This window comes from Chryseobacterium lathyri, assembly GCF_019970085.1.
Classification (GTDB): Bacteria; Bacteroidota; Bacteroidia; order Flavobacteriales; family Weeksellaceae; genus Chryseobacterium; species Chryseobacterium lathyri.
In genome coordinates, this window is the sequence record NZ_JAHXYG010000002.1 from 497886 (window position 1) to 520559 (window position 22674).

Annotated in this window: 19 protein-coding genes; 10 read left to right on the forward strand and 9 right to left on the reverse strand. The window is 37.7% G+C overall.

The annotated features are described in order from the left end of the window. Nucleotides 1–3 precede the first annotated feature (3 nt). A complete protein-coding gene (ilvA, locus tag LC418_RS07680) occupies nucleotides 4–1260 on the forward strand; it encodes a threonine ammonia-lyase IlvA (RefSeq protein ID WP_223558888.1) in 1257 nt (418 codons plus the stop codon). Between the two features lie 490 nt (nucleotides 1261–1750). Here ilvA and LC418_RS07685 read toward each other — a convergent pair whose 3' ends face one another. From LC418_RS07685 to alaS, 4 genes are all read right to left on the reverse strand, one after another. Then, the gene (locus LC418_RS07685) at nucleotides 1751–3220 is read right to left on the reverse strand and encodes a M20/M25/M40 family metallo-hydrolase (protein ID WP_223558651.1); all 1470 of its coding nucleotides are present in this window, start codon (nucleotides 3218–3220) and stop codon (nucleotides 1751–1753) included. Between the two features lie 9 nt (nucleotides 3221–3229). Next, on the reverse strand, nucleotides 3230–3466 hold the full coding sequence (locus LC418_RS07690; RefSeq protein WP_111956178.1) for a hypothetical protein: 237 nt from the start codon (nucleotides 3464–3466) through the stop codon (nucleotides 3230–3232). 30 nt (nucleotides 3467–3496) lie between these two features. Beyond that, nucleotides 3497–5911 carry a hypothetical protein gene (locus LC418_RS07695; RefSeq protein WP_111956180.1) on the reverse strand — a complete coding sequence of 805 codons (2415 nt, stop codon included), beginning with the start codon at nucleotides 5909–5911 and terminating at the stop codon, nucleotides 3497–3499. Between the two features lie 159 nt (nucleotides 5912–6070). Then, the gene (gene alaS, locus LC418_RS07700; protein WP_223558652.1) at nucleotides 6071–8674 is read right to left on the reverse strand and encodes an alanine--tRNA ligase; all 2604 of its coding nucleotides are present in this window, start codon (nucleotides 8672–8674) and stop codon (nucleotides 6071–6073) included. Between the two features lie 306 nt (nucleotides 8675–8980). Between alaS and LC418_RS07705 the strand changes: the two genes are divergently transcribed. From LC418_RS07705 to msrB, 4 genes are all read left to right on the forward strand, one after another. Continuing rightward, the gene (locus tag LC418_RS07705) at nucleotides 8981–9535 is read left to right on the forward strand and encodes a sigma-70 family RNA polymerase sigma factor (RefSeq protein WP_223558653.1); all 555 of its coding nucleotides are present in this window, start codon (nucleotides 8981–8983) and stop codon (nucleotides 9533–9535) included. A gap of 12 nt (nucleotides 9536–9547) precedes the next feature. After that, complete coding sequence (locus LC418_RS07710) at nucleotides 9548–9820, forward strand: hypothetical protein (protein ID WP_223558654.1); 273 nt, start codon at nucleotides 9548–9550, stop codon at nucleotides 9818–9820. Between the two features lie 79 nt (nucleotides 9821–9899). Beyond that, nucleotides 9900–10343 carry a DUF417 family protein gene (locus LC418_RS07715; RefSeq protein WP_223558655.1) on the forward strand — a complete coding sequence of 148 codons (444 nt, stop codon included), beginning with the start codon at nucleotides 9900–9902 and terminating at the stop codon, nucleotides 10341–10343. A gap of 20 nt (nucleotides 10344–10363) precedes the next feature. Then, complete coding sequence (gene msrB, locus LC418_RS07720; protein WP_223558656.1) at nucleotides 10364–11455, forward strand: peptide-methionine (R)-S-oxide reductase MsrB; 1092 nt, start codon at nucleotides 10364–10366, stop codon at nucleotides 11453–11455. Nucleotides 11456–11541: 86 nt separating this feature from the next. On the opposite strand, the gene LC418_RS07725 is transcribed toward msrB, so the two are convergent. The 3 genes from LC418_RS07725 to LC418_RS07735 form a co-directional block, all read right to left on the reverse strand. Continuing rightward, on the reverse strand, nucleotides 11542–12189 hold the full coding sequence (locus LC418_RS07725; RefSeq protein ID WP_223558657.1) for a hypothetical protein: 648 nt from the start codon (nucleotides 12187–12189) through the stop codon (nucleotides 11542–11544). A gap of 128 nt (nucleotides 12190–12317) precedes the next feature. Continuing rightward, complete coding sequence (locus tag LC418_RS07730) at nucleotides 12318–13163, reverse strand: ABC transporter permease (RefSeq protein WP_223558658.1); 846 nt, start codon at nucleotides 13161–13163, stop codon at nucleotides 12318–12320. Continuing rightward, nucleotides 13156–14067, reverse strand: coding sequence for an ABC transporter ATP-binding protein (locus LC418_RS07735; protein ID WP_223558659.1), 912 nt, complete (start codon nucleotides 14065–14067; stop codon nucleotides 13156–13158). Before LC418_RS07735 ends, LC418_RS07730 begins: the two co-directional genes overlap by 8 nt. Before the next feature lie 202 nt (nucleotides 14068–14269). Here LC418_RS07735 and LC418_RS07740 point away from each other — a divergent pair, with 202 nt between their 5' ends. The 5 genes from LC418_RS07740 (at nucleotide 14270) to LC418_RS07760 (ending at nucleotide 20140) form a co-directional block, all read left to right on the forward strand. After that, entirely contained in the window at nucleotides 14270–15256 is a 987-nt protein-coding gene (locus tag LC418_RS07740) for an alpha/beta fold hydrolase (protein ID WP_223558660.1), read from the forward strand. Between the two features lie 124 nt (nucleotides 15257–15380). Continuing rightward, complete coding sequence (locus LC418_RS07745; protein ID WP_111956196.1) at nucleotides 15381–16745, forward strand: AAA family ATPase; 1365 nt, start codon at nucleotides 15381–15383, stop codon at nucleotides 16743–16745. A gap of 183 nt (nucleotides 16746–16928) precedes the next feature. After that, a complete protein-coding gene (locus LC418_RS07750; RefSeq protein WP_223558661.1) occupies nucleotides 16929–18035 on the forward strand; it encodes an NAD(P)/FAD-dependent oxidoreductase in 1107 nt (368 codons plus the stop codon). A 209-nt stretch (nucleotides 18036–18244) separates the two neighbouring features. Next, the gene (gene prfB, locus LC418_RS07755; RefSeq protein ID WP_223558662.1) at nucleotides 18245–19357 is read left to right on the forward strand and encodes a peptide chain release factor 2; all 1113 of its coding nucleotides are present in this window, start codon (nucleotides 18245–18247) and stop codon (nucleotides 19355–19357) included. Between the two features lie 87 nt (nucleotides 19358–19444). Continuing rightward, complete coding sequence (locus tag LC418_RS07760) at nucleotides 19445–20140, forward strand: DedA family protein (RefSeq protein ID WP_111956203.1); 696 nt, start codon at nucleotides 19445–19447, stop codon at nucleotides 20138–20140. 40 nt (nucleotides 20141–20180) lie between these two features. Here LC418_RS07760 and LC418_RS07765 read toward each other — a convergent pair whose 3' ends face one another. After that, the gene (locus tag LC418_RS07765; RefSeq protein WP_223558663.1) at nucleotides 20181–21050 is read right to left on the reverse strand and encodes an alpha/beta hydrolase; all 870 of its coding nucleotides are present in this window, start codon (nucleotides 21048–21050) and stop codon (nucleotides 20181–20183) included. A gap of 103 nt (nucleotides 21051–21153) precedes the next feature. Next, on the reverse strand, nucleotides 21154–22545 hold the full coding sequence (locus LC418_RS07770) for a serine hydrolase (RefSeq protein WP_223558664.1): 1392 nt from the start codon (nucleotides 22543–22545) through the stop codon (nucleotides 21154–21156). Nucleotides 22546–22674: the final 129 nt, after the last annotated feature.

A 22674-nucleotide genomic window follows, 5' to 3' on the forward strand; every position in this document is an offset into this window, starting at 1 on the left:
ATAATGGAAGAAACATATCCTTCTGTTTTGGACAATGTCTATAAAGCAGCAAAAAGACTCAGAAATGTAGTGGTAAGAACACCTCTGGCTATTAATAATAATCTTTCCGGCATTTATGACGCGAAGATAAGCTTTAAAAGAGAAGATCTGCAGCAGGTGAGATCCTACAAAATCAGGGGAGCTTACAATAAAATGGCGGTGATGTCTTCTGAAGATCTTGCAAAAGGGGTGGTTTGTGCCAGTGCGGGAAACCATGCTCAGGGAGTCGCTTTTGCATGCAGTACGATGAAGGCAAAAGGAACTATTTTCATGCCTTTGCCCACGCCGGGACAAAAGCTGGAACAGGTGAAAATGTTTGGAGGAGATGATATAGATATTGTGCTTTACGGGGATACTTTCGATGAAGCTAAAGATGCCGCATTGAAGTTCTGTAAAGAGAATCAGGGGATATTTATTCACCCGTTCGATGATCAGGATATTATTAATGGCCAGGCAACGGCAGCGCTGGAGATTCTTGAGCAGTCGGATGAGCCCATTGATTATCTTTTTCTTCCAGTTGGAGGCGGTGGTTTGGCTGCAGGTGTTTGTTCTGTATTCAGAGAATTGTCTCCACATACGAAGATTATAGGAGTGGAGCCTTCTGCAGCGGCAAGCATGAAAAAGGCACTGGAAAAAGGTCAACCGGTGCTTCTTGAAAAAATAAGCCGTTTTGTAGATGGAGCGGCTGTACAGAAAGTAGGAGATCTTAATTTCGAACTCTGTAAAAATGTGCTGCACGATATGGCTTTAGTGGATGAAGGAATGGTGTGCGAAACTATTCTTTCCCTCTACAATAAAGATGCTGTGGTCGTGGAACCTGCTGGGGCTCTTTCTGTGGCTGCATTGGGAAAATATAAAGATCAGATCAGAGGAAAAAATGTGGTCTGTATCATCAGTGGCAGCAATAATGATATTACCCGGATGGAAGAGATCAAAGAAAAAGCTCTTCTCCACGCAGGGTTAAAGCATTATTTTCTCGTTAGATTTGCACAGCGTCCGGGGGCTTTGAAAACCTTTGTGATGAATGTTTTGGGGCCTAATGATGACATTACTTTTTTTGAATACACGCAAAAGAACTCAAAGGAGAAAGGAATTGCTGTTTTAGGAATTGGATTAAAAGATAGTGAAGATTTTACTCCGCTGCTTGATAACATGAAGAAATATGACTTTTTTGTCAATTATCTGAATAATGATCCGTCTTTGATGAATCTGCTTATTTAAAATGATGTGTGAAATGGTGTTGGTTTATCGCAAAGACGCTAGTTTTTTCATAGAATGCGTTGTTAAGGCGCAAGGATTTTATCTGCGATAAAATTTAATATTGTTGATTTGTTATAATGTTTGCTGAATATTGCTTTTTTAGCCACTATGATCCGGCTTCGGAAAATGGAGCGTTAAGAAAATAAATGCTGTGAACGTTAAGAAAATTCTACTGTCCGAAGCGCGGGACTGTGACTGAAACGAAGCAGAAATAATACATCCGCGCAAGTTTTATAATTTTTAGAGAACAGTATTTATTTTTAGCGAAAGTTTCCAGGTCTTGAATTTTTGATTCTTTTGTTTCAAGACAAAAGAATAATATAGAATATCTGGCAGAATGTAAGCAATGGTAAAGCAATCTGAAGAATAAAGAGATTGCTTCGTCGCTGCGCTCCTCGCAATGACATAAAAAATGAGTTTCGGCGGCCCTCTGGGCCGCCGAAACTTTTATTTATCTCTCAAGCGTAAAATTAGAAATCACTTTCGGACGTTCAGCTTCATTGGCTACTTTCCAGGATGTCCGGTACATCCATTCCGTCATTTTATACAACTTTTTGTAATTGATATTTTCAGATTCATCCTGAGGGGTATGGTACTGGTCATGCAGTACGCTGGTGAAAAATACGGCTGGAATTCCAATTTTTGCATATGGTAAGTGATCGCTTCTAAAGTAGAAATATTCAGCGTGATTTGGAGAATCCCAGTCTTTCAGGTATTTGAATTTTGTGCTTTCATTATTGGCGTCTTCTGCCATTTTTACCAGTTCTTCAGAGTTTTTATGCGGGGCATTTCCTCCCAGAAGAGCGGCTTCATTATTGTCATTTCTGCCGATCATATCACCGTTCAAAACGGCTACGATTTTTTCTTTCGGAACGACCGGATGAGCAGCATGCCATCTGGAACCCAGCAATCCTCTTTCTTCCGCTCCATGGAAAACAAACAAAATGCTTCTTTTTCCGGGCTGTTTCTTGTAAGCTCTGGCCATGGCTAGCATGGCAACGCATGTACTGGCATTATCGTCGGCACCGTTATAGATGGTGTCATTTTTCACAGGATGTCTGATTCCGTCATGATCCTGGTGACCGCTCAGCAAAACGTATTCTTCTTTAAGGGCAGGATCTGTGCCTTCAATTTTTCCGATGATGTTTACAGAAGGATATTTGTAGGTTTCTGTGATGAGGTTCAGCGCAATTTTAGGATTGTTTTTTACCCAGTCTGCATTTTCTCTCTTGATCCATACAACAGGAATATTATCCGTTATTTTCTCTCTCAGACCTTCCACGCCGTAAGTTCCTCTTGTCATTTGAGGAAGAACTTCAACCCAGCTTTTTTCAGAAATATCATCGGTGATGAAAATCACGGCTTTTGCGCCCAGTTCAAGAGCTTTGTTGTAATATTTTGTTCTTACAAAACCGGGATATCTTCTTACAAAAAGAGTCATTTCCTTGTTGATGTTTTTATCGGAGGCATTCACTGCAAGAACTTTTCCTTTGATATTTAATTTGGAAAGCTCTTCAGGCTCTGTATTTCCTGCGTACACAATTTCGGAATCAATCGCTGCATTGACGGGTTCTGCAACAAGAAAATCTTTCCAGAGCTTAAGGCTGCTGTTTCCAATTTTCAAACTACTTTGAGAGGTCACCTGATGCCTATACATATCAAAAAACTGGAAAAATGTACCATTGTCACCGGCGGGTTTCATTCCGGCTTCTTTGGCTTTGTCGGCAAGCCACATCGAAACTTTTAATTCATCTAAAGTTCCTGCTTCACGTCCCCAGAACTGATCTGCAGCCAGCTCATACATGTCTTTCCTTAAATCGGCTTCTTTGATGGCAGAAATTAAAGGCTTTTTATAATTCTGAGCAGTCCCAAAGCTGAAAAGGAAAATACTCAATAGAGAGAATATGTAGCTTTTATTCATTTAAAATTTTTAATTGAAGTTAGCCAATTTATCTGAGAACTGTTTTGAAAATTCTTTTCTGTCTTCCTCAAGTTTTTCCTGTTCTGCAGGGAGGATATAATTAAAAAGGACTTTATCTTCATTGTTAAGAAATATAATTTCCTTTTCATTACCATCGATCATCTGCGAGAAAATCTCCCACATTGAAGTGTCTTTTAGTTTTAATAATTCAAAAAACTGTTCCGCTTTTATTTCTATTCGCTGCATCTTTTGTTTTTATGTATTTATAAATATTATTTAAAATTCTAATAGTTTCAGTTTGAACTGGATGGCAAAATTCTGCTTGAAATTGGGAGTGGTGTAATATCCAACTCTGTAGAATAGTCCTAAATTAAAATAACTTGATAAGAAATTATTCCATTCCAGACCCACTTCCTGATACAGATGATCCAGTTTTCTGAATTTGAACTCATGATATTCCGGATGCTTCATATCTCCGATTGTTCCTCTCAGTACAAAATCAAAGCTCGAAATATTCTGTCCGAAACTTTTAAAATACAAAGGAAGTTTGTGGGTGAAATAATAGGCAACGAATTTATCATTGTAATACTTTCCACCCTCCAGCGTTGCAAAACCCAGGTAAGACGTAAAGTTGAAATTAAAATCCTTTCTTGGAGAGGCCAGCCCATTCATTGTAAAATGTTTCCAGATAGGCGCTTCACCCAATACCATTCCGCCATACAACCTGAATCCGGTAGTTCCGAACATTGTTTTAAAATTGTGCACAAACAGGGCATCAAAACGCGTGTAATTGAAATCTCCTCCCAGAACTTTGTAACTCTGCTCATAGTTGAAATACAGCTCGGGATATTTCTGATCGATGATAGATTTTCCCTGAGGTGTCATGATATTCGTAGAATTCGGTGAATATTTTAAGGTAAACAAGGTATTGAAATTATCAAACTCACCGCCTTTCCCCCGGAATTCATAATCAAATTTAGCTTCTTCAACATTTCTTTTGGCTGCGAAAACCAGTGTCAGTCCGTTTGTAACATCGTTCAGATAGGATAGGGAAGCGCCTCTGTAATGGTAGTATTTATCATTGTTGATGTTATTTCCGTAATTCATTGTTCTCATCTTGAAATTCCACAGTCGTCTGTAGAATTCTCCCGATGCTGTCACATCATTATAATATTCAGCTCTGAAAAATGAATTTTTATCCAGAGAGGTCTTCATATCAAGACCGATCCCATATTTCCATTTATCGTCTTTGAAGCCGTACGCGAAATAATAATCCGGTGAAAAATAAGGATTAAAAGTTTCGTTAATCTTTGCCTTCAAACCTAATCTGAAGCCTTCATACAGGTTGTAGTTTACAATTTCATCTACTGCGAAATCTACAATTCCCATCCGGATCTGCCCATTGATAAGCCCGGTCAGGATTTTTGCTTTACTATCGATATTGTATTTTTTACCCAGACTGTCTATCGTAGTATATGTATTTCTTTCCCTTTCCGTCAGTGGATCGGTTCTGTATTGATCCAAAAGGTGTCCGTCTGCATTTTTTACTGAAAATGTATAGCCTTTAAAATCATTCTGGTTTTCCTCAATTGGCGACTTGAAGTCAAAATAAGTAGAAGTGAGAAAAGCATACGTCCCAAAACTGGTTCTATCCTTTTTCCCATGGTGCTCTTCGGTCTTTCCTTTGCCTTCCTCTTCCATGGCCACCCTGCTCATTCTCAGTTTTACTTTTTCCTGAGCCAGGAACCATTTGTTATTATAAAAAATCCAGGTACTCGTAATAATACCGTCGTTCTTGTTTTTGCTAAAATTTTCGATCTTCTCGATGCCGTAGGTTTCGGTATCTATATAGATCGCACCGTTGTATTTTCTCCTTTTATCTGGTTTTTTATAGTTCACCTCACGAAAACGGATCACGAAAGTTTTTCTTCCGTTCACTTCAATGGTATCCGAAAGAAAAAACCGGTAAAGCCCTCTGTTTTCCTGCTTGATCTGGTTGGGGATTTTATCTCTGTTGCTTTGCTGAATGGCGATCATTTCATAGATCGGCTGCTTCAGACCGGAAATCCGGTTGTCCAGGACATTAATCTTTTCACCATATTGTTTGGAATATAAAAATTCCTGCGCTCTTTCCCACAGAAAGAGTTTGCTTTTTGAAAAGATCTGTTTGGCGGAGATATTATTTAATGAATCTTTTTCTCTCTTTTTCTTGAAAAACTGAGTGTCATTAAAAAACTGATTAAACTGCGAAATACTATCCTGGTCGATATCCAGGGATATTTTTTCGTAAGATTTAAAAGAGTAGGAGCCTAAACTTTTTGGCGAATTCTCCCTGAACAGCCTGTTCACCTTTTTAAGGATTTCCAAAGCCCGGGGATCACTTCGGTCTTCAATGATTACAGTTTCAATATCCGTTGTTTTTGATATTTTTTTCATCATCAAAACTTCCATGTCTGCTTCAACAGACGCTGTCTCATTTTGATATTTTTCTGCCTGGATTTCAAGGGTACTGCAAGACGACTTAAATTCCAAGATGCCCTGGATATCTGTAAAGCCTAAAACCTTTCCATCACAGGATATTTTGGCGTTGGATATTGGTTTCTGGTCGGTTTCATCAATGACCTTAATCCTTGATTGGGTAAAACCAAAGAAGCTGATCATCAAAAACAATAAAACTAAAAACCTTTTCATGCAAGAATTAGGTCAAAAGTAGTAATATTTCTTGTGTTGAGAAAGTTTTTATGATTTGTTAATACATTGATTTCATCTAAGGTTCAGATAGAAAAAATACAGAAAAAAAACTCCTGATATTTTCAGGAGTTTTAATGTTTTATGATAAAAGGATTATTCCTAAATATTCAAAGCTTTTTGGTAAGCATTTTCCAGGCCGTCAAGGTTTTTACCTCCCGCTGTTGCAAAGCCCGGATTTCCGCCTCCACCTCCCTGGATCTCTTTTGCCAGGTCTTTTACGATAGCTCCTGCCTGATAATCTGCTGCCAGATCATCAGAAACTCCAACGGTGATCATTGGTTTTCCGTCTGCATCGGAAAGAATAATCGTTACTGAAGATGGGATTTCTCTCTTCAGCTGGAATACAATATCTTTCACAGAACCTGCATCCAGGGAAGTCTTCTTCACCAATAGCTGCTTGTTGCCTTTCTGCTCGTAAGCATTTTTCCATTCACCGATCTCGCCTTTTGCTTTTTCTTTTTTAAGAGCTTCCACTTCAGATTTTAAAGATGTATTTTCTTCAATCAGTTTTTCTATAGATCTTACAACATCTTTAGACTTCAATAGTTGAGAAAGCTCATGAATCTGATTTTCCAGATTTTTAAAATATTCCTCAGATTTATCTCCTGAAATGGCTTCAATTCTTCTGATCCCTGCAGCAGCAGAACCTTCAGAAGTAATTTTGAAATGACCGATTTCGATTGTATTTTTTACGTGAGTTCCTCCGCAGAGCTCCTTAGAGCTTCCAAACTGGATCATTCTCACATTGTCACCGTATTTTTCACCGAATAAAGCCATAGCTCCTTTATCCAGAGCCTCCTGAATAGGAATGCTTCTGAACTCCTGTAAAGCAATGCTTTCTTTGATCTTGTGGTTTACTTTTTCTTCTACCAATGCCAGTTCTTCTTCCGTCATTTTATTGAAATGAGAGAAGTCGAAACGAAGATAATCAGGACCTACGTAAGAACCTTTCTGTTCCACGTGTGTTCCTAAAACCTCTCTTAATGCCTCATGTAAAAGGTGAGTTACCGAGTGATTCGCCTGGGAGTTTTTTCTGTCGGTTGCATCAACTTTAGCATAGAAAACAGCTCCTGCATCTTTCGGAAGACCATTAATCAGGGAAATGATCAGTCCGTTTTCTTTTTTGGTTTCTAAAACTTCAAAGCTTTCAACGGCATTTTCCAGAATACCTTTGTCTCCCACCTGGCCACCGCCTTCTGGATAGAATGGAGAACTGCTCAGTACTACCTGATAAAATTCTCCGTCTTTGTTTTCTACTTTTCTGTATCGGGTAATATAGGTTTCAGACTCGATCTGATCATATCCTACAAAGTTTTCAGGTTTTGTTTCTAAAGTTACCCAGTCATACACTTTCTGAGCAGAATCAGCTTTGGAACGGAGTTTTTGCTTTTCCATTTCAACTTTGAATCCCGCTTCATCAATGGTAAGTCCTTTTTCTTCTGCAATAATTCTCGTTAAATCATCCGGGAACCCGTACGTATCATATAATTCAAAAACTTCTTCGCTTGGTAATACTTTTGAATTATCTGCAATAGTCTGCTGAATCAACTTTTCAACTCTGATCAGTCCGTTTTCAATAGTTTTTAAGAATGAATCTTCCTCACTTTTGATCACCTCGGAAACCAGTTTCCCCTGCTTTTCGATCTCAGGGAAGAAAGGTCCCATTTGCTCTTGAAGTACAGCAACAAGTTTGTAAAGGAAAGGTTCTTTCATTCCTAGGAATCGGTAAGAATAAGAAATTGCTCTTCTTAAAATTCTTCGGATTACATACCCTGCACCTCCATTGGAAGGAAGCTGTCCGTCAGCAATTGCAAAAGCAACCGCTCTGATGTGGTCTACCACAACACGGATTGCAATATCTTTTTCGTCTTCTAAAATTCCTGTATATTTTTTACCTGAAAGTTCTTCCACTTTAGCAATAAGCGGAGTGAAAACGTCGGTATCATAATTTGAAGATTTGCCCTGAAGTGCCATACACAGACGCTCGAAGCCCATTCCTGTATCCACGTGCTGCTGAGGAAGTTTTTCCAAACTTTTATCTGCCTTTCTGTTGAATTCCATGAATACCAGGTTCCATACTTCCACTACCTGAGGATGGTCGTTATTCACCAGATCAAGTCCTGAAACTTTAGCTTTTTCTTCCTCAGTTCTAAGGTCAACGTGGATTTCTGAACACGGTCCGCACGGTCCGCTTTCTCCCATTTCCCAAAAATTATCTTTTTTGTTTCCATTGATAATTCTGTCTTCCGAAATGTGTGATTTCCAGAAATTGTAAGCATCCTGATCTCTTTCCAAATTCTCAGAAGTATCTCCTTCGAAAATAGTTACGTATAAATTTTCTTTTGGAATTCCGAATACTTCAGTCAGTAATTCCCAGGCAAAAGCAATAGCATCTTTTTTGAAATAATCACCAAAAGACCAGTTTCCCAACATTTCAAACATGGTGTGGTGGTACGTATCTCTTCCCACATCATCTAAGTCATTATGCTTTCCGGAAACTCTAAGGCATTTCTGTGTATCGGCAATTCTTGGTGCCGTAGGCGTTTTGTAGCCTAAGAAGAAATCTTTGAACTGTGTCATTCCTGAGTTGGAAAACATAAGGGTAGGGTCGTCTTTCAGAACGATAGGTGCTGAAGGAACGATAAGGTGGTCTTTACTTTTAAAATAATCTAAAAATTTTTGACGTATCTCTTGTGATGTCATAGTATTGCTTTGCTTTTAAAACTATCAAATTTTTGATAAGATGCAAATTTAATGTTTTTAAGCGATTTGTAAATAATTTTATGCTATGTTTTGAATGGTGTAGGACGGGAAGTGTTTATATTTTGAGATTGCTTTACCTGTAGTTGCAATGACGATCGTAATAAAACTTTGTATATTATCATTTAACTTTTTATATTCGTTTTAATATTAAATAAAGCCTTGATAGATTTTTATGATTTCGAAGTTCAATATATAATGTTCTGCGCAATTGATAAAATGAGTTTTTATGATATTAAAGAATAAAAAATGACGAAAAATGAAGTGCTGAAAAGCTGGGTAGAACAGTATTCCGGGCCTCTTCTGAAAAGAGCAGCTTATCTGCTTTCAGATAAAGTGGAAGCAGAGGATCTGGTACAGGATGTGTTTTTAGCGGCCTATTCGTCTTATGACTCTTTTGAAGAAAAAAGCCAGCCGCTAACCTGGCTGACGGCTATTTTAAACAGAAAAGCTGCCGATTTTTACCGTAAAAAATATAAATCAGAACCGGAGATCAGGCTGGATCATTTTTTTGATGAAACAGGTTCCTGGAAGAATGACAGTGTTTTGAATGACTGGAATGTTTCGGATAAAGAGCCGGAGCTTTTAGATAATAATGATTTCAATAAAACGCTGGAAGATTGCATTGAGGATTTGCCCGCCAGATGGAAGATTCCGATGAAAATGTATTATCTTCAGGAAAAAAAAGCACCGGAAGTGAGTCAGGAATTGCAGATTTCTGCGACCAATCTATGGAAGATTCTTCAGAGAAGCAGAATGCAGCTGAGGGAGTGCCTTGAGGTCAACTGGTTTGCCAACTTATAACCATATCATAAAATGTTGAGAAAATTTATTCATATTCTGTTCCTGCCATGCAGCAAAGCCACAATGCTGATGGAAAAAAGGAATGCCAAAGCGATCTCCCAAAAGGAAGACTGGCAGCTTTCCATGCACATAAAGATCTGTAAATGGTGCAGAGCTTATGAAGAGAAACTTAAAATTTTGGATGATATTTTAAAACGTAAACTGTCTCAAAAAGAAAATACTGAAATTAATGATTCTGATATTCAGGGTGTTAAAAATAAAGTTTTAGAAAAATTAAATCTTTAGAAGAAATACTGTCAGGATTTTGAAATGTTTCCGACTATACTTTTGACAATAATAAAGGATCATTCAAAATCTTAAAGACATGAACGGAACATTACAACTTAACGTAGAATCGCCGACGTACAAAACAGGATATTATATTTCGCTTTTTGGTGCCGCGTTTATTTTACTCTGGATTGGCGTATTTAAATTCACACCCACAGAAGCTGCTGCCATTAAACCTCTGGTCGAAAACCATTTCCTTACTTTTTTCGTATATAAAATAGCAGGCATCCAGATGGTGTCAAATGCTATCGGAGTGATAGAAATTATCATTGCTTTATTACTGATATTTAGTGTGAAATTTGCATCTCTAAGAAAGTATGCCGGAGGCGGGATGATTATGACATTTCTTGTAACACTGAGCTATCTGTTTACCACTCCCGGAATCTGGAAAATAGTGGATGGAGTTCCTGTCACAGATTTTTTTATTCTGAAAGATCTAATGCTTTTAGGATTTGGATTAATGATATTTCAAAAAAAATGAATACAAATAAAAAGATAAAAATGAAAAATATATTAATATTACTCGGAATGATTCTGGGAATAGGAGTATTTGCAATGAGTTGTGGAGATTCAAAAAAAATGAAATCCACTGAAACTAAAAGAGAAAATGAGACCATTATGGATAATAAAAATGTAAAAGAAGTTTATTTTGCAGGCGGATGTTTCTGGGGAACAGAGCACTTTTTTCAACAAATTCGTGGCGTTGTAGCAACTGAAGTTGGCTACGCAAACGGAAATGTTAAAAATCCGACGTATGAGCAGGTGGTAAGTCATACAACAGGTTTTGCTGAAACGGTAAAAGTGAAATATGATCCTGAACAGGTTGATCTTAGGCTGCTGATTGATTTGTATTTTAAAACAATTGATCCGACAAGTTTAAACCAACAGGGAAATGATAGGGGAGATCAGTACAGAACAGGGATTTATTTTACAGATAAAGATACAGAGGCTATTGTAAAAGAAGAAGTTACGAAATTATCTAAGAATTTCAGCAAGCCGGTTGTAGTAGAAACAATTCCGTTGAAAAACTTCTATAAAGCGGAAGATTATCATCAGGATTATCTCGGCAAAAATCCGGGAGGTTATTGCCACATTGAACCGGGCCTTTTTGAAATGGCTAAAAACGCCAACCCGCTTCCCAAAGCAAAATACCAAAAGCAGGATAAAAAAGCATTGAAAGAAAAGCTGACTGAAGAACAGTATAAAGTAACTCAGGAAAATGCAACGGAAAGACCTTTCCAGAATGAATACTGGGACGAAACCCGTGAAGGTATTTATGTAGATATCACCACAGGAGAACCCCTGTTTATTTCAACAGATAAGTTTGAATCCGGTTGCGGATGGCCAAGTTTTTCAAAACCGATTACCAAAAAACTGATCGATGAGAAAATGGACAAATCTGCCGGAATGGTAAGGGTGGAAGTAAGAAGTAAAACAGGAGACGCTCACCTTGGACACGTTTTCACAGACGGTCCTGCAGATAAAGGAGGTCTTAGATACTGTATCAACAGTGCTTCGCTGAAGTTTATTCCTAAAGCTGACATGGAGAAAAAAGGCTACGGAGATTATATCTCTCTGCTGGATAAAAAGTAATATGAAGACAGACCGCTTAAAGGCGGTCTTTTTTATTTAGATCAAATGCAAAAGTTCTCTCGCTGATAGCGCAGATATTTGAATACCTAGAAATGAGCTTGAAACCTCTCTTTAATGCTTAGCATCGACATGTTCACCAGAAATAAAAATCCGAATAGGAGATAAAACGATTGTTTGGGAAGTTGAATAAGCTGCGATTCAAATGTTTGAAATTCTTTTAGCCATGCATTGTTCGGTTGGTAACTAGCAAAAAGTCCTGTACCACATCGGGTAAATGAAGAATCATCCAGTATCTGAATATTCGAACCAACATAATGATGGGTAACAAAAAAGTGCCATGTTTTTTCCACATCCAGAGTGTAGCTGAATTGTCCCGCAAGTTTTACATCATTAAGTAAGGCAACCAGATCATTATAGGTGTTGCGGTCATCAAGAATAAATTCAATACCTGAATTTTTCTCATTTCTCTTCTGCAAATTCTTAATTTCAGCAACGTAAAGCTTTGTGTTTTTCTTTGCTTGATTTGGAGCTACCTTTATTTTTTTATAACTCCAGTTTCTATAAGGTTCAAAACTTAAAAAGGATGGCTTCTCTCCAGCTTTTGTTTTTGCAGGAAGCCAGATATCCATAGCAGTAAAATTCACTTCCTCAAACTTCCGGTTGCCATAATACCAGAACAGCAGCGGAATAATAATGGCGCTGATCAGTCCCGGAAAATAATAAATCTTTTTCATTTTCGTCCTTTTGATAAAAATAATAAAAAATTGATTATCTGGATGATTACCCTTGACTTTTTAACACTATCCAAATAAAAAGTGATCCAAAGGACCACTTCATTATTTAATCTTTTAATCTCAAATGTCTACCAATCCCTCTTTCTCAGAATCCAGTAAGAACCCCCAATAAAGATCACAGACCAGATGATGCAGGCAATCATACTTTCCGTAGGATAATGAGCATCGTATTTTACACCCATAACTTTCAGCATATTCAAACGCATCAAAGGATTAGGAATCAGATTTGACATGCTTTCCAAGGGTAACATGCTGGTGATGAAAAAATCATTTTCCAACACAGCTTTCCTCTGTTCGCCCTGCATTCCTGTTAGTTTCTGGTAAGCTTCCAAACCTGCTAAAATCTTTTCAGCAACCCAATATGCGAAGAAACCCAGGAATACAAACATAGATTTTCTCAGTAATACAGAAAGGAACATCAGGAAAGAGAAGAATGTAAACAGCTTTACAAAATAATTTCCGATATAGTAAACCTCTGCATAAATTTTTGAAGCATCAGTAACCTTGGAATACTGGTGTCCCAAAAACATAGTAATGATAAACACAATCAATGTGGAAACTGTTGTAAAGATGGTAATTGTTAAAAGCTTTGAACTTATAAATTCCTTTCTGCTCAGTCCGTCGATCGTATTTTGCTTAAACATTCTGTTGGTAAATTCCTGGGAGATTGAAAAAACAATAATTAATCCAAGAAAAATCTTTAGCAAAGCGACAATCCAGGTGGTGAAATTCCAGATCTCCGGGAAATTATAAATGCCCTGTTCTTTTAAATTAACAGTTCCTCCGAAAACATTCAGATCCACCAGCCCGATGAAAAGAAGAGCGATGAGAATGGCGAAATATAAGATTGTGAAAACCCTGAACGGTTTGTAATTCAGGTTTTTATAATATTCTAATTTTAATAGTTTAAGCATGGGTATTCGTGTTTTTTACAAGTTCAAGGAATTGAGACTCCAGAGACAGTTTTTTCTTCGTTAAATGAGAAAGATAAATCCCTTTTTCGGCAAGCTTCTGATTTAAAGTTGAGGCAGATATAGAGGCGTCATCTCGAATCTGAGCCTTGATAATGTCACCGTCTGCTTTTACAGCACTGAACCACTGAAGCTCCTCCAGGGCATTTAAAAGAAGTGTATTGTTGTCCGCCTTTAGCTCAAAATATCCGTTATTAGCCGTTATTTCATCCACCCGTCCGCAATAGATGGAATTTCCTTCCTTCAAAACAATAACGTGGCTGCAGATCTTTTCAATTTCGTCCAGAAGATGACTGGCAATGATAATAGTGATACCCTGCTTGGCAATTTCGCTGATGATATCTCTGATCTGGATAATTCCTTCAGGGTCCAGTCCGTTGGTAGGTTCGTCAAGAATCATCACCTCCGGATTATTCAGCATGGCTGATGCTATGGACAGACGTTGCTTCATCCCCAAAGAATATGTTTTGAAAGCATCTTTTTTCCTTTCCAAAAGACCAACAGTTTTCAGGACTTCATCAATTCTTGTATGAGGAGTTCCTTTGATTTCAGCGACGATCTTCAGATTCGTTTCAGCATCCAGATACGGATAAAAATTAGGCTGTTCTATAATAGCTCCAATCTTTTTCAAGGTATCCGGATCCGTTCCTTTCTGCCCAAACCAATACCAATCTCCGCTGGTTGGATTGATCGTAGATAACAGCATTCCGAATGTCGTTGATTTTCCGCTTCCGTTTGGTCCTAATAAACCATAGACATTTCCTCTTTCTACATCAAAAGAGATATTGTTGACAACAGTTCTCTTGAATTTCTTGGTTAAATTCTTTACTGATAAAATTTTTTCCATGTAATTTGTTTTACATAGTAGTAGTCTATGTAATTAAGGGATTGTTACAGCGTTATTGTTTTTTTAGATAATATTTTTGCCAAATACCAAAACTCACTGTAACAAGATTCACGGTCTTATTGTTTTATAGATGTAACTATTTTTATGGAGTACAGACCTATTGAGGAAACTATCACAACAAAAAAAACAAACTATGAATATTATGAAATGGATAAAAAGACTGTTAATGGCCTTGCTTTTAATCGTCATCCTATTACTAATTACCGGATTTATTTTTGAAAAAATATCCCGTTCAATAGCTGAAAAAATCCAGCCGGATGGCCAGTTTGCAGAAGTTGAAAACCATAAAATACACTATTTACAGGAAGGAAAGGGCGGACCTACAGTCGTTTTCGAAACAGCTTTCGATCCAGCGGGTCATCTGCAGTGGTATCATATCCAGAAAAATCTTCCGAAAACCTATACTACATTTTCTTATGACAGATCCGGGATTCTGTGGAGTGAGCGGGGAACAAACCCTAAAACAGGCGAAAAAATGGCAGAAGAACTTCATACGCTTCTCGAAAAATCAAAAGCCCCGAAGCCCTATATCCTTGTCGGACATTCCTTCGGGGGAATGCTTACCCGGTTCTTCGTACAAAAATATCCGGCGGATGTAGCAGGAGTGATATTGGTAGACAGCCAATATCCGGCAGATGAAAAATACCTGTCACCTGAAATGCATAAAATGGTAAATCAAGGGCTTCCGGGAGGATTTCTCCAGTTTGCAAATACTTTTGGTATGGCAAGACTTATGTTTGAAAATATGTTTCCGGCCACGACTGAGTATAAATTCCAAAACTCTGTGATGCCTGCGCTGCTTTACAAAAGTGCTGATGCTACCCTGGAAGAGCAGGACCATATGAAATCTATTAAAGCTGAAGCTGCTGCCATCAATTCTTTTGGCTCAATTCCTTTGTGTGTAATTACAGCAGGTGATAAGACAAGATATAATACCTTTATTAAAGATCAGAAATTAAAAAACGAAATGCTTCAAGCGTGGGATAAAATGCAGAAAGATTTGCTGAATTTATCTACCGACAGTAAACAGATCATTGTACCAAAAAGTGGGCATTATATTAATCAGGACCAGCCGAAGATCATAGAAAAAGCTGTAAACGATATGGTTAAAAAAGTTACGGTTAAGTAAAAGGCTCTTGCTTTCCTGTTTTTCTTCTTCATAAGACCAGGGTGGGTTTATGTTAAACTTTAATATATTTTCCCGTAGATTTTAAGATTAAAATATTAAATTTGATAGAATTAATCGGTAGTTTATGAAGTTAATTGAGTTAGCTAAGGAGCTTAATGTTTCAGCAGAAGCCATCAAACAGTTTATCCAGGATTTTGATCTTGAGCTGGGTGTATGCATAAGTACAAACTTTGAAGTAAAGAAAGATTTCGAAAAGTTTGCCCGTGAAAACCTGGACTTTTTAAAGCTTTATGAAAAAGATCTGGACAAAAATAAAACCCTGGAGCAAATCGCTGAGGTGATCAATCAGCCCAAAGAAAAGATCGAAGAAGCTATTAAAGAAGGAAATCCCAATATTTTTGATAACGGCTTTTTCCGTTCCTCAATCTCAAGTTATGGTATAGATAATAAATTGGGTGGAAATTATCAGTTTGTCTATGATTATTTCGGGCAAAAAACGACTCTTCAACATAGAGATTTTATCGGATACAGAGACTTATTCTTTTATATATCGGCTGTTTTAGAACCATTCTTAAATCCTCAGCAGATCAAAGATTGGGGCATTCACAAACCGGCAGGCATTATTCTGTACGGGCCTCCCGGCAGTGGGAAAATATTCTGGGCGACCAAAATCTCCGAGATTATCGGATATCAATTTAAAGAAGTCAAAAAACATTATTTGGGAACCTCTTTCATAGACGGAAATAAAACCAACTTCAATGATTTTCTGCTCACCATGATGAAAGAAGAAAAAGTTCTGCTTTTTCTTGACGATTTTGATGAGATTATGATGGAGAGAAAAGCGGAAACAAACCTTGCTTCCTGTAATCTGGAAACCCAGGAATTAATCCTGCATTATATCGGGAAATTTGAAAAAGAAGAGCTGTTGATGGTGGGGTCCGCCAATTCTGTTTCGGAGATTGACGAAGAAATTCTCGCTCCGGGAAGATTTGATGTGATGATTCCTATATTCCCTCCCAATGCTTCAGAGCGTTCAGAGATTATTCTGTATGCGATGACCAGAGAGCTTGAAGAAGATTCTCTTTTGTATAAAATTCTTAAAAATAACAAAGCCGATAAAGTTCCGTTCTGGCATGAGATTTCATCTAAAATGAAGGCATTCAGCAATACAATGCTCATTGATTTTACGCAGAGTCTGAAGAAACGTCTTAAAAACCGATATCAGCAGACCAAAAATGAAAATCTTAAGATCGATCAGAAACTTTTGGAAGCAGCGCTGAGAGATGCTGCCGGAAAGCTGACTGGGGAGTATCTGGATCAGGTCGCAAGATTCCTGGCAGATGCTGTAATCAATAATTTCGACGAATTTAAATTCAGGATTCAGGCTCTGAAAAAAGAGCTGGATACTTATAAAGCCGTTGAAGAGCCAAGAAGAGCAATCGGTTTTCAGCATAATGGTGAAGAGGGACATGATCCTGAAAAAGGGTAATGCGGGATTCGGGTTTGAGAGTTCTAGTGTGGGAGAGTTTTAGAGTAAGAGAGCTTGAATGCGATAACGTTTGAGGATGGAAATCTTTAATCTGAAATTTGAAATCCGATATCTTGGCTCTTGGCTCTTGACTCTTGGTTCGGATCCTTAATTAACATACATACATTTTACATTGTACAAAAAATGAACAGCATCTGGGAACTGGAAACCTTTTACAGAAAAAGAGATATCGTCATCATCGGATCAGGATTTTCCGGGCTTTGGACTGCTATATCTATCAAGGAAAAATATCCTGAAAAATCTGTTTTAATTATTGAAAGAAATACCGTTCCGCTCGGAGCTTCAACTAGAAACGCAGGTTTTGCCTGCTTTGGAAGTTTAACGGAAGTCATTGCCGATTCCGGCAACATGGGCTGGGAAAAAACACTTGCTCTTGTTAAGATGAGGTTTGAAGGGCTCCAGAAGATCAGAAAATATTTTAAGGACAGCGAAATAGATTTTGAGCTCAATGGAGGCTATGAAATTCTAAATAATGATGAATCTTTACAACAATTAGATACGGTCAATAAAAAGCTGAAAGAGATAACCGGTCTCGAAAAAACCTATTTTCTTAACCAGAAGAAGATCGAAGAATTCGGTCTTGGGAAATCTAAGTTTTTGGTAGAAAATCCCTGTGAAGGAAGTTTGCATTCCGGAAAATTATTGCAGAAGCTTTTAGAAAAATGTAATGAACTGAAAGTCGAATTCCTGTTTGGAACAGAAGTGAAAAACATTGATGAGAATACAGGAGAAATCGAGATATGTCTTTCGGAAAATCTTTCTGTAAAGTCGGATCAGATTATTTACTGTACGAATGCTTTCAGTGCAAAGTTTCTTGAAAAAGAAGAAATTATCCCGGCACGGGGACAGATTCTTTTAACCGAGCCAATTGATGGATTAAAGCTCAGAGGGACATTCCATTATGACGAAGGATTTTATTATTTCAGAAACCTTGGAAACAGGGTTCTCTTAGGCGGCGGAAGAAATCAGGATTTTAAAACCGAAGAAACAACCGTTTTTGAAACCACAGAATTTCTACAGAAACATTTAGAAAACTTTTTAAAAGAAGTTATTTTACCAGGGCAAGACTTTAAGATTGCGCTCCGCTGGTCAGGAATAATGGCTATGGGTTCAGAAAAAATACCGATTGTAAAACAGCTTTCAGAAAGGCAGTTCTGTGCCGTAAGGCTTTCAGGAATGGGAGTGGCTTTGGCTCCGGAAATAGGGGAGATGGTGGCTGAAATGATTTGATAGAAGATGGGAGGTTGCCAATGGTGAGTTTTACCTAAGTGAATGGTCAATGGATGAATTGTAAATTAAATAAATGATATTAATCCAATAATATTAAGCAACATGTCTTACATATCAAACTCATACCTAAGAATTCTCCCACACTAGAACTCTCAAACCCATTCCAACTCACAAAAGAATTCCGTATTTTTGCATAAAATAACAAATTCGTGATCAACAACGACCAGATAAAAGAAGTTCAGTCCAGAATTGGCGACTTATATAAATACCTTCAGATCGAAAAAAAGAAGATAGAAATAGCGAATGATGATGAAAAAACCGCTGCACCCGAATTTTGGGACAATCCAAAAGAAGCTGAAGTATTTCTGAAGCAGCTCCGTTCCAAAAAAAGATGGGTAGAAGATTATGAAGAGATCAGTACCCAGTTTGAGGACCTGCAGGTTCTTGCAGAATTTGCCAAAGAAGATCCGGACTCTGAAAAAGAGCTGGATGAAACATTTCCACAGCTTGTAGAAAAAATAGAAGACCTGGAATTCAAAAATATGCTTTCCAATGAAGGAGATGAGCTTTCCGCTGTTCTTCAGATTACTGCAGGAGCCGGAGGTACGGAAAGTTGCGACTGGGCTTCGATGCTGATGAGAATGTATACCATGTGGGCAGAAAAACAAGGCTATAAAATCCGTGAGCTTAACTATCAGGAAGGTGAGGTAGCCGGAGTAAAAACCGTTACACTGGAAATTGATGGTGAATATGCCTTCGGATATCTGAAAGGTGAGAACGGGGTACACAGGCTGGTAAGGATTTCCCCTTTCGACAGCAATGCAAAACGCCATACCAGTTTCGTTTCAGTATATGTTTACCCTTTAGTGGACGATACCATTGAAATTAACATTAATCCTGCCGATATTTCATTTGAAACGATGAGGTCTTCCGGAGCCGGGGGACAGAACGTCAACAAGGTAGAAACTGCCGTACGTCTTCGCCACGCACCAACCGGAATTATTATTGAAAACTCAGAGTCGCGTTCCCAGCTTCAGAACAAAGAAAAAGCCATGCAGCTCCTTCGTTCAAGACTTTATGAAATGGAGCTTGAGGCGCGTATGAAAGCAAGAAACGAGATAGAGGCCAATAAAATGAAAATAGAATGGGGAAGCCAGATCAGAAACTACGTGATGCATCCGTATAAACTGGTGAAAGATGTTCGTTCCGGTCACGAAACTTCAGACGTGGATTCCGTCATGAACGGAAATCTTACGCCATTCCTGAAAGCTTACCTCATGGCCGATGGTACCGCTGTTTCAGACGATGATGTGGACTTGTAAAATATCATGTCCTTATTTTAGTTAAAATCTTATAATTAATTTTTGTTTAAGACTTTTTACGCTTACTTTTGTTGTTAATCGTTATATATGGAAGATTTCAATAGCTGGAGAGATTTACTGAACCCCGAGTTTTATATCAAAATGGGTGGGTTCTGGCTTATTTTATTTATTGTTTTTGCTGAAACAGGTCTTTTTGTAGGATTTTTCCTGCCCGGAGATTCATTACTGTTTGTGTCAGGAATTTACGCTGTTGAAATTATCAAAGAGACTTTTGGCTCCACTGGGAGCGACTTTTTAGATACGACTATTCTGGCTTCCTGTGTAGCACTTGCCGCTATTATTGGGAATGAGGTTGGATATTATTTTGGAGTGAAAACAGGTCCCGCTTTATATAAAAAGCAGGATACCATGCTGTTTAAGAAGAAATACCTTTATCAGGCCCATGACTTTTTTGAAAAGCACGGAGCACTGGCGATCATTATGGCCAGATTTTTACCGGTGGTAAGAACCTTTACTCCAATTGTTGCGGGTATTGTGAAAATGGACAAAAAAGAATTTTTAAGAGATAATATTATCGGCGCAGTTCTTTGGTCATTCATCCTCATCTTTGCCGGACATTATCTGGACAAGCTTTTCCAGGAGCAGTTCGGAATCAATTTAAAAGAGAAGCTGGAACTGATTATCATCATCATCGTGTTAGTAACAACACTTCCGGTAATCATCAAATTTGTTTTTGGGAAGAAAGAAGACTTCTCTAAATACGAAGACAAAGATCCTGAATAAAAAATATAAAACAATATAGATAATCTGTCTTTCCGGCAGGTTATTTTTTTATCCATTCCAGAATATTCGGATAGATAATGCTGTCTCTTTTTATTTTGCTGAAAAACCTCGGGGCATGACCTGTTCTTTTCATAAAAACAAGTTTATGGGGTACATTCTGTTCGGTAAGCACAGAATCCATGGATAGTCCCTGATGCTGATTCACCAGAAAGTCATTATTCCCTTGAAACAATAATGTGGGAACGTTGGATATATTGGCAATCGGACTCGCTTCTCTAAATGCTTCAGATATATGTTTCCGGTCAAATTTTGTTCCTACCACTTTCTGGAAGGTTGGAGAAGTATATTTTGAATAAAATGATTTCAGGTATTCCGGGCTGTAAAAATCCGTCGGACCGCTCATTGAAATAATTTTTTTGATCTGTTCAGGATGTTTGTATCCGTAGAGTAGGGCAAGATGACCGCCGGCACTTTCCCCAAGCAGAATATAATTATTGGGTTGAAGCTCTGCTTTTTCAGCCAGGGAATTAAACTTTTCAATGGCAGCGCCAATATCCTCCAGCTGCTGCTTGTAAGTGATATTTTTACGCTTTGAAACAAGCCTGTAATTCATATTGATGCTCGGAATCTTATGTTCAAAAAGCATTTTCTGCACCTGGATCATGTGTTCCTTTTTTCCCAGAGTCCAGGCACCGCCATGTACAATAAGTACTACAGGTACATCTTGTGCATAATCCAACGGAAGGAAAACGTCCATTTTCTGCCTTTTATGCTCCCCGTATTTTAAATTATATATTTTCTGCTGTCCGCCGGTGCCTACCCAGACCCTGAATTTTGTATTGCATGACTGCAGCACGAAACTAAGGCATCCTACAACAAAGAAATGATATCTCAGAATGAGCTTTTTCATTAATTAAAATTACAGAAAAATTATAGTAAGTAAGGCTTTTAGATAATGATTTTTGATAGGTAGGAATCCAATATTCATACACAGAGATGAGAAAAATTAAAGCTTAAAGCTTTTCTCCTGTCTTTGATGAAAGTCCTTTTTTGATGGTAATTACACCTTTCTCGCCCTCTTTGAAAATAAAGGTAATTTCACTGTCGTCATCCTGCAGAAAAAACGAATGGTCATTTTCAGCCAGCATTCTTACTTTTGGTTCGTTGTTATTCTGAATAAAAAGCTGCCCATTTTCATACAAAATATGAATTGTATTATCTTCCGACAATTTATAATTACCCGCATATTTTTTAAGAATAGAATCGTCCGGGAGTATTTCTTTTTTTGGCTTTGGAAGCTCATAAGGTTGATTTAAAAGCGCACCCAGAATCGTATTGCCCGCTTTTTCCAGCTTTTTACTGGTAATATTGTTGAGCAGTATAATGCAGATGTCATCATCAGGAATCATCGCCAAATAACTTGTCGCACCTTCAATATTTCCTCCGTGATTAATCACTTTTTTTCCGTAAAGATCATCAATAAACCAGCCGTAGCCGTAGCCGCTTAGAAAAGGTGTTGTTGCTTTCCTGAACGTTTCTTTAGAAACAATCTTATAATCTCTGAGTCCTTTATAGTATTTGTAAAGATCTTCAGCTGTGCTGTAAATCTGCCCTGCAGAAGCTGTTAATTCAGGATTCCATATTTCTGTTTTTTCCTGTCTTGTTTTTGAAAGGTAAGCGTAAGGAACGGTTTTGTCCGGACTTTTCAAAGCTGGGTAATCAAAGCCGGTATGATTCATTTTCAGGGGATCTAAGATAAATTTTCTCACAGCATCTTCATAAGAAAGGCCTGTAATTTTTTCAATAATAACTCCAAGCAGAATATATCCCGAATTGGTATATGAAAATTGGCTTCCCGGTTCAAAATCTAAAGGCTCATCCTTGAAAAAAGAAATTTCCTTATTTGGGCTAATGCTTTCTCCCGTATGAAGAAGACGGAAATATTCCTTGTTTCGCAATGGTTCATAAATTCCTGAAGTGTGCGTGAGGAGATGCTCGACTGTAATTTCATTTCCTCTGGGATAACCTGCAATAAATTTAGAGATAGGATCTTTTACAGAGAGTTTTCCTTCCTCGCTTAGCTTTACGATAGTTAATGCAGTAAAAGATTTCGTTAAAGAAGCAATCTGGTAAATGCTGTTGTTTTGATTAGGAATTTTCTTTTCTGCATTCTGCCAGCCATAAGATTTTTCAAAGATGGTTTTATTTTGATAATGGATCAGTGCTGTTCCATTAAATTTATTAATTGCAGAATAAGCCCTGATAATCCCATCTATTTCCTTTTTTTTCTTTTCTAAGTTATCCACGGGAACATCCGTTGTATTTTGGGCCTTGAATGGAGAACAGAATGTACTGGATATAAAAGTTATACACCCTAAAAAGAAAATATAATGTTTACAGTTCATGGTATTGCCGTTTTTTTAAACAGGGTAAAAGTAAGCAGAGTTTTTTCAATTAAACTGCTCATCATCAGAAAATATTTTAAATTAATATCCAGAAACAAATTAAAAATAGATTTTAATAATTATTTTTGC

What these genes read in the sequence shown, in the direction of transcription:
- ilvA (WP_223558888.1), top strand. Translation starts at nt 4, where the DNA reads ATGGAAGAAACATATCCTTCTGTTTTGGACAATGTCTATAAAGCAGCA.
- LC418_RS07685 (WP_223558651.1), bottom strand. Translation starts at nt 3,220, where the DNA reads ATGAATAAAAGCTACATATTCTCTCTATTGAGTATTTTCCTTTTCAGC.
- LC418_RS07690 (WP_111956178.1), bottom strand. Translation starts at nt 3,466, where the DNA reads ATGCAGCGAATAGAAATAAAAGCGGAACAGTTTTTTGAATTATTAAAA.
- LC418_RS07695 (WP_111956180.1), bottom strand. Translation starts at nt 5,911, where the DNA reads ATGAAAAGGTTTTTAGTTTTATTGTTTTTGATGATCAGCTTCTTTGGT.
- alaS (WP_223558652.1), bottom strand. Translation starts at nt 8,674, where the DNA reads ATGACATCACAAGAGATACGTCAAAAATTTTTAGATTATTTTAAAAGT.
- LC418_RS07705 (WP_223558653.1), top strand. Translation starts at nt 8,981, where the DNA reads ATGACGAAAAATGAAGTGCTGAAAAGCTGGGTAGAACAGTATTCCGGG.
- LC418_RS07710 (WP_223558654.1), top strand. Translation starts at nt 9,548, where the DNA reads ATGTTGAGAAAATTTATTCATATTCTGTTCCTGCCATGCAGCAAAGCC.
- LC418_RS07715 (WP_223558655.1), top strand. Translation starts at nt 9,900, where the DNA reads ATGAACGGAACATTACAACTTAACGTAGAATCGCCGACGTACAAAACA.
- msrB (WP_223558656.1), top strand. Translation starts at nt 10,364, where the DNA reads ATGAAAAATATATTAATATTACTCGGAATGATTCTGGGAATAGGAGTA.
- LC418_RS07725 (WP_223558657.1), bottom strand. Translation starts at nt 12,189, where the DNA reads ATGAAAAAGATTTATTATTTTCCGGGACTGATCAGCGCCATTATTATT.
- LC418_RS07730 (WP_223558658.1), bottom strand. Translation starts at nt 13,163, where the DNA reads ATGCTTAAACTATTAAAATTAGAATATTATAAAAACCTGAATTACAAA.
- LC418_RS07735 (WP_223558659.1), bottom strand. Translation starts at nt 14,067, where the DNA reads ATGGAAAAAATTTTATCAGTAAAGAATTTAACCAAGAAATTCAAGAGA.
- LC418_RS07740 (WP_223558660.1), top strand. Translation starts at nt 14,270, where the DNA reads ATGAAATGGATAAAAAGACTGTTAATGGCCTTGCTTTTAATCGTCATC.
- LC418_RS07745 (WP_111956196.1), top strand. Translation starts at nt 15,381, where the DNA reads ATGAAGTTAATTGAGTTAGCTAAGGAGCTTAATGTTTCAGCAGAAGCC.
- LC418_RS07750 (WP_223558661.1), top strand. Translation starts at nt 16,929, where the DNA reads ATGAACAGCATCTGGGAACTGGAAACCTTTTACAGAAAAAGAGATATC.
- LC418_RS07760 (WP_111956203.1), top strand. Translation starts at nt 19,445, where the DNA reads ATGGAAGATTTCAATAGCTGGAGAGATTTACTGAACCCCGAGTTTTAT.
- LC418_RS07765 (WP_223558663.1), bottom strand. Translation starts at nt 21,050, where the DNA reads ATGAAAAAGCTCATTCTGAGATATCATTTCTTTGTTGTAGGATGCCTT.
- LC418_RS07770 (WP_223558664.1), bottom strand. Translation starts at nt 22,545, where the DNA reads ATGAACTGTAAACATTATATTTTCTTTTTAGGGTGTATAACTTTTATA.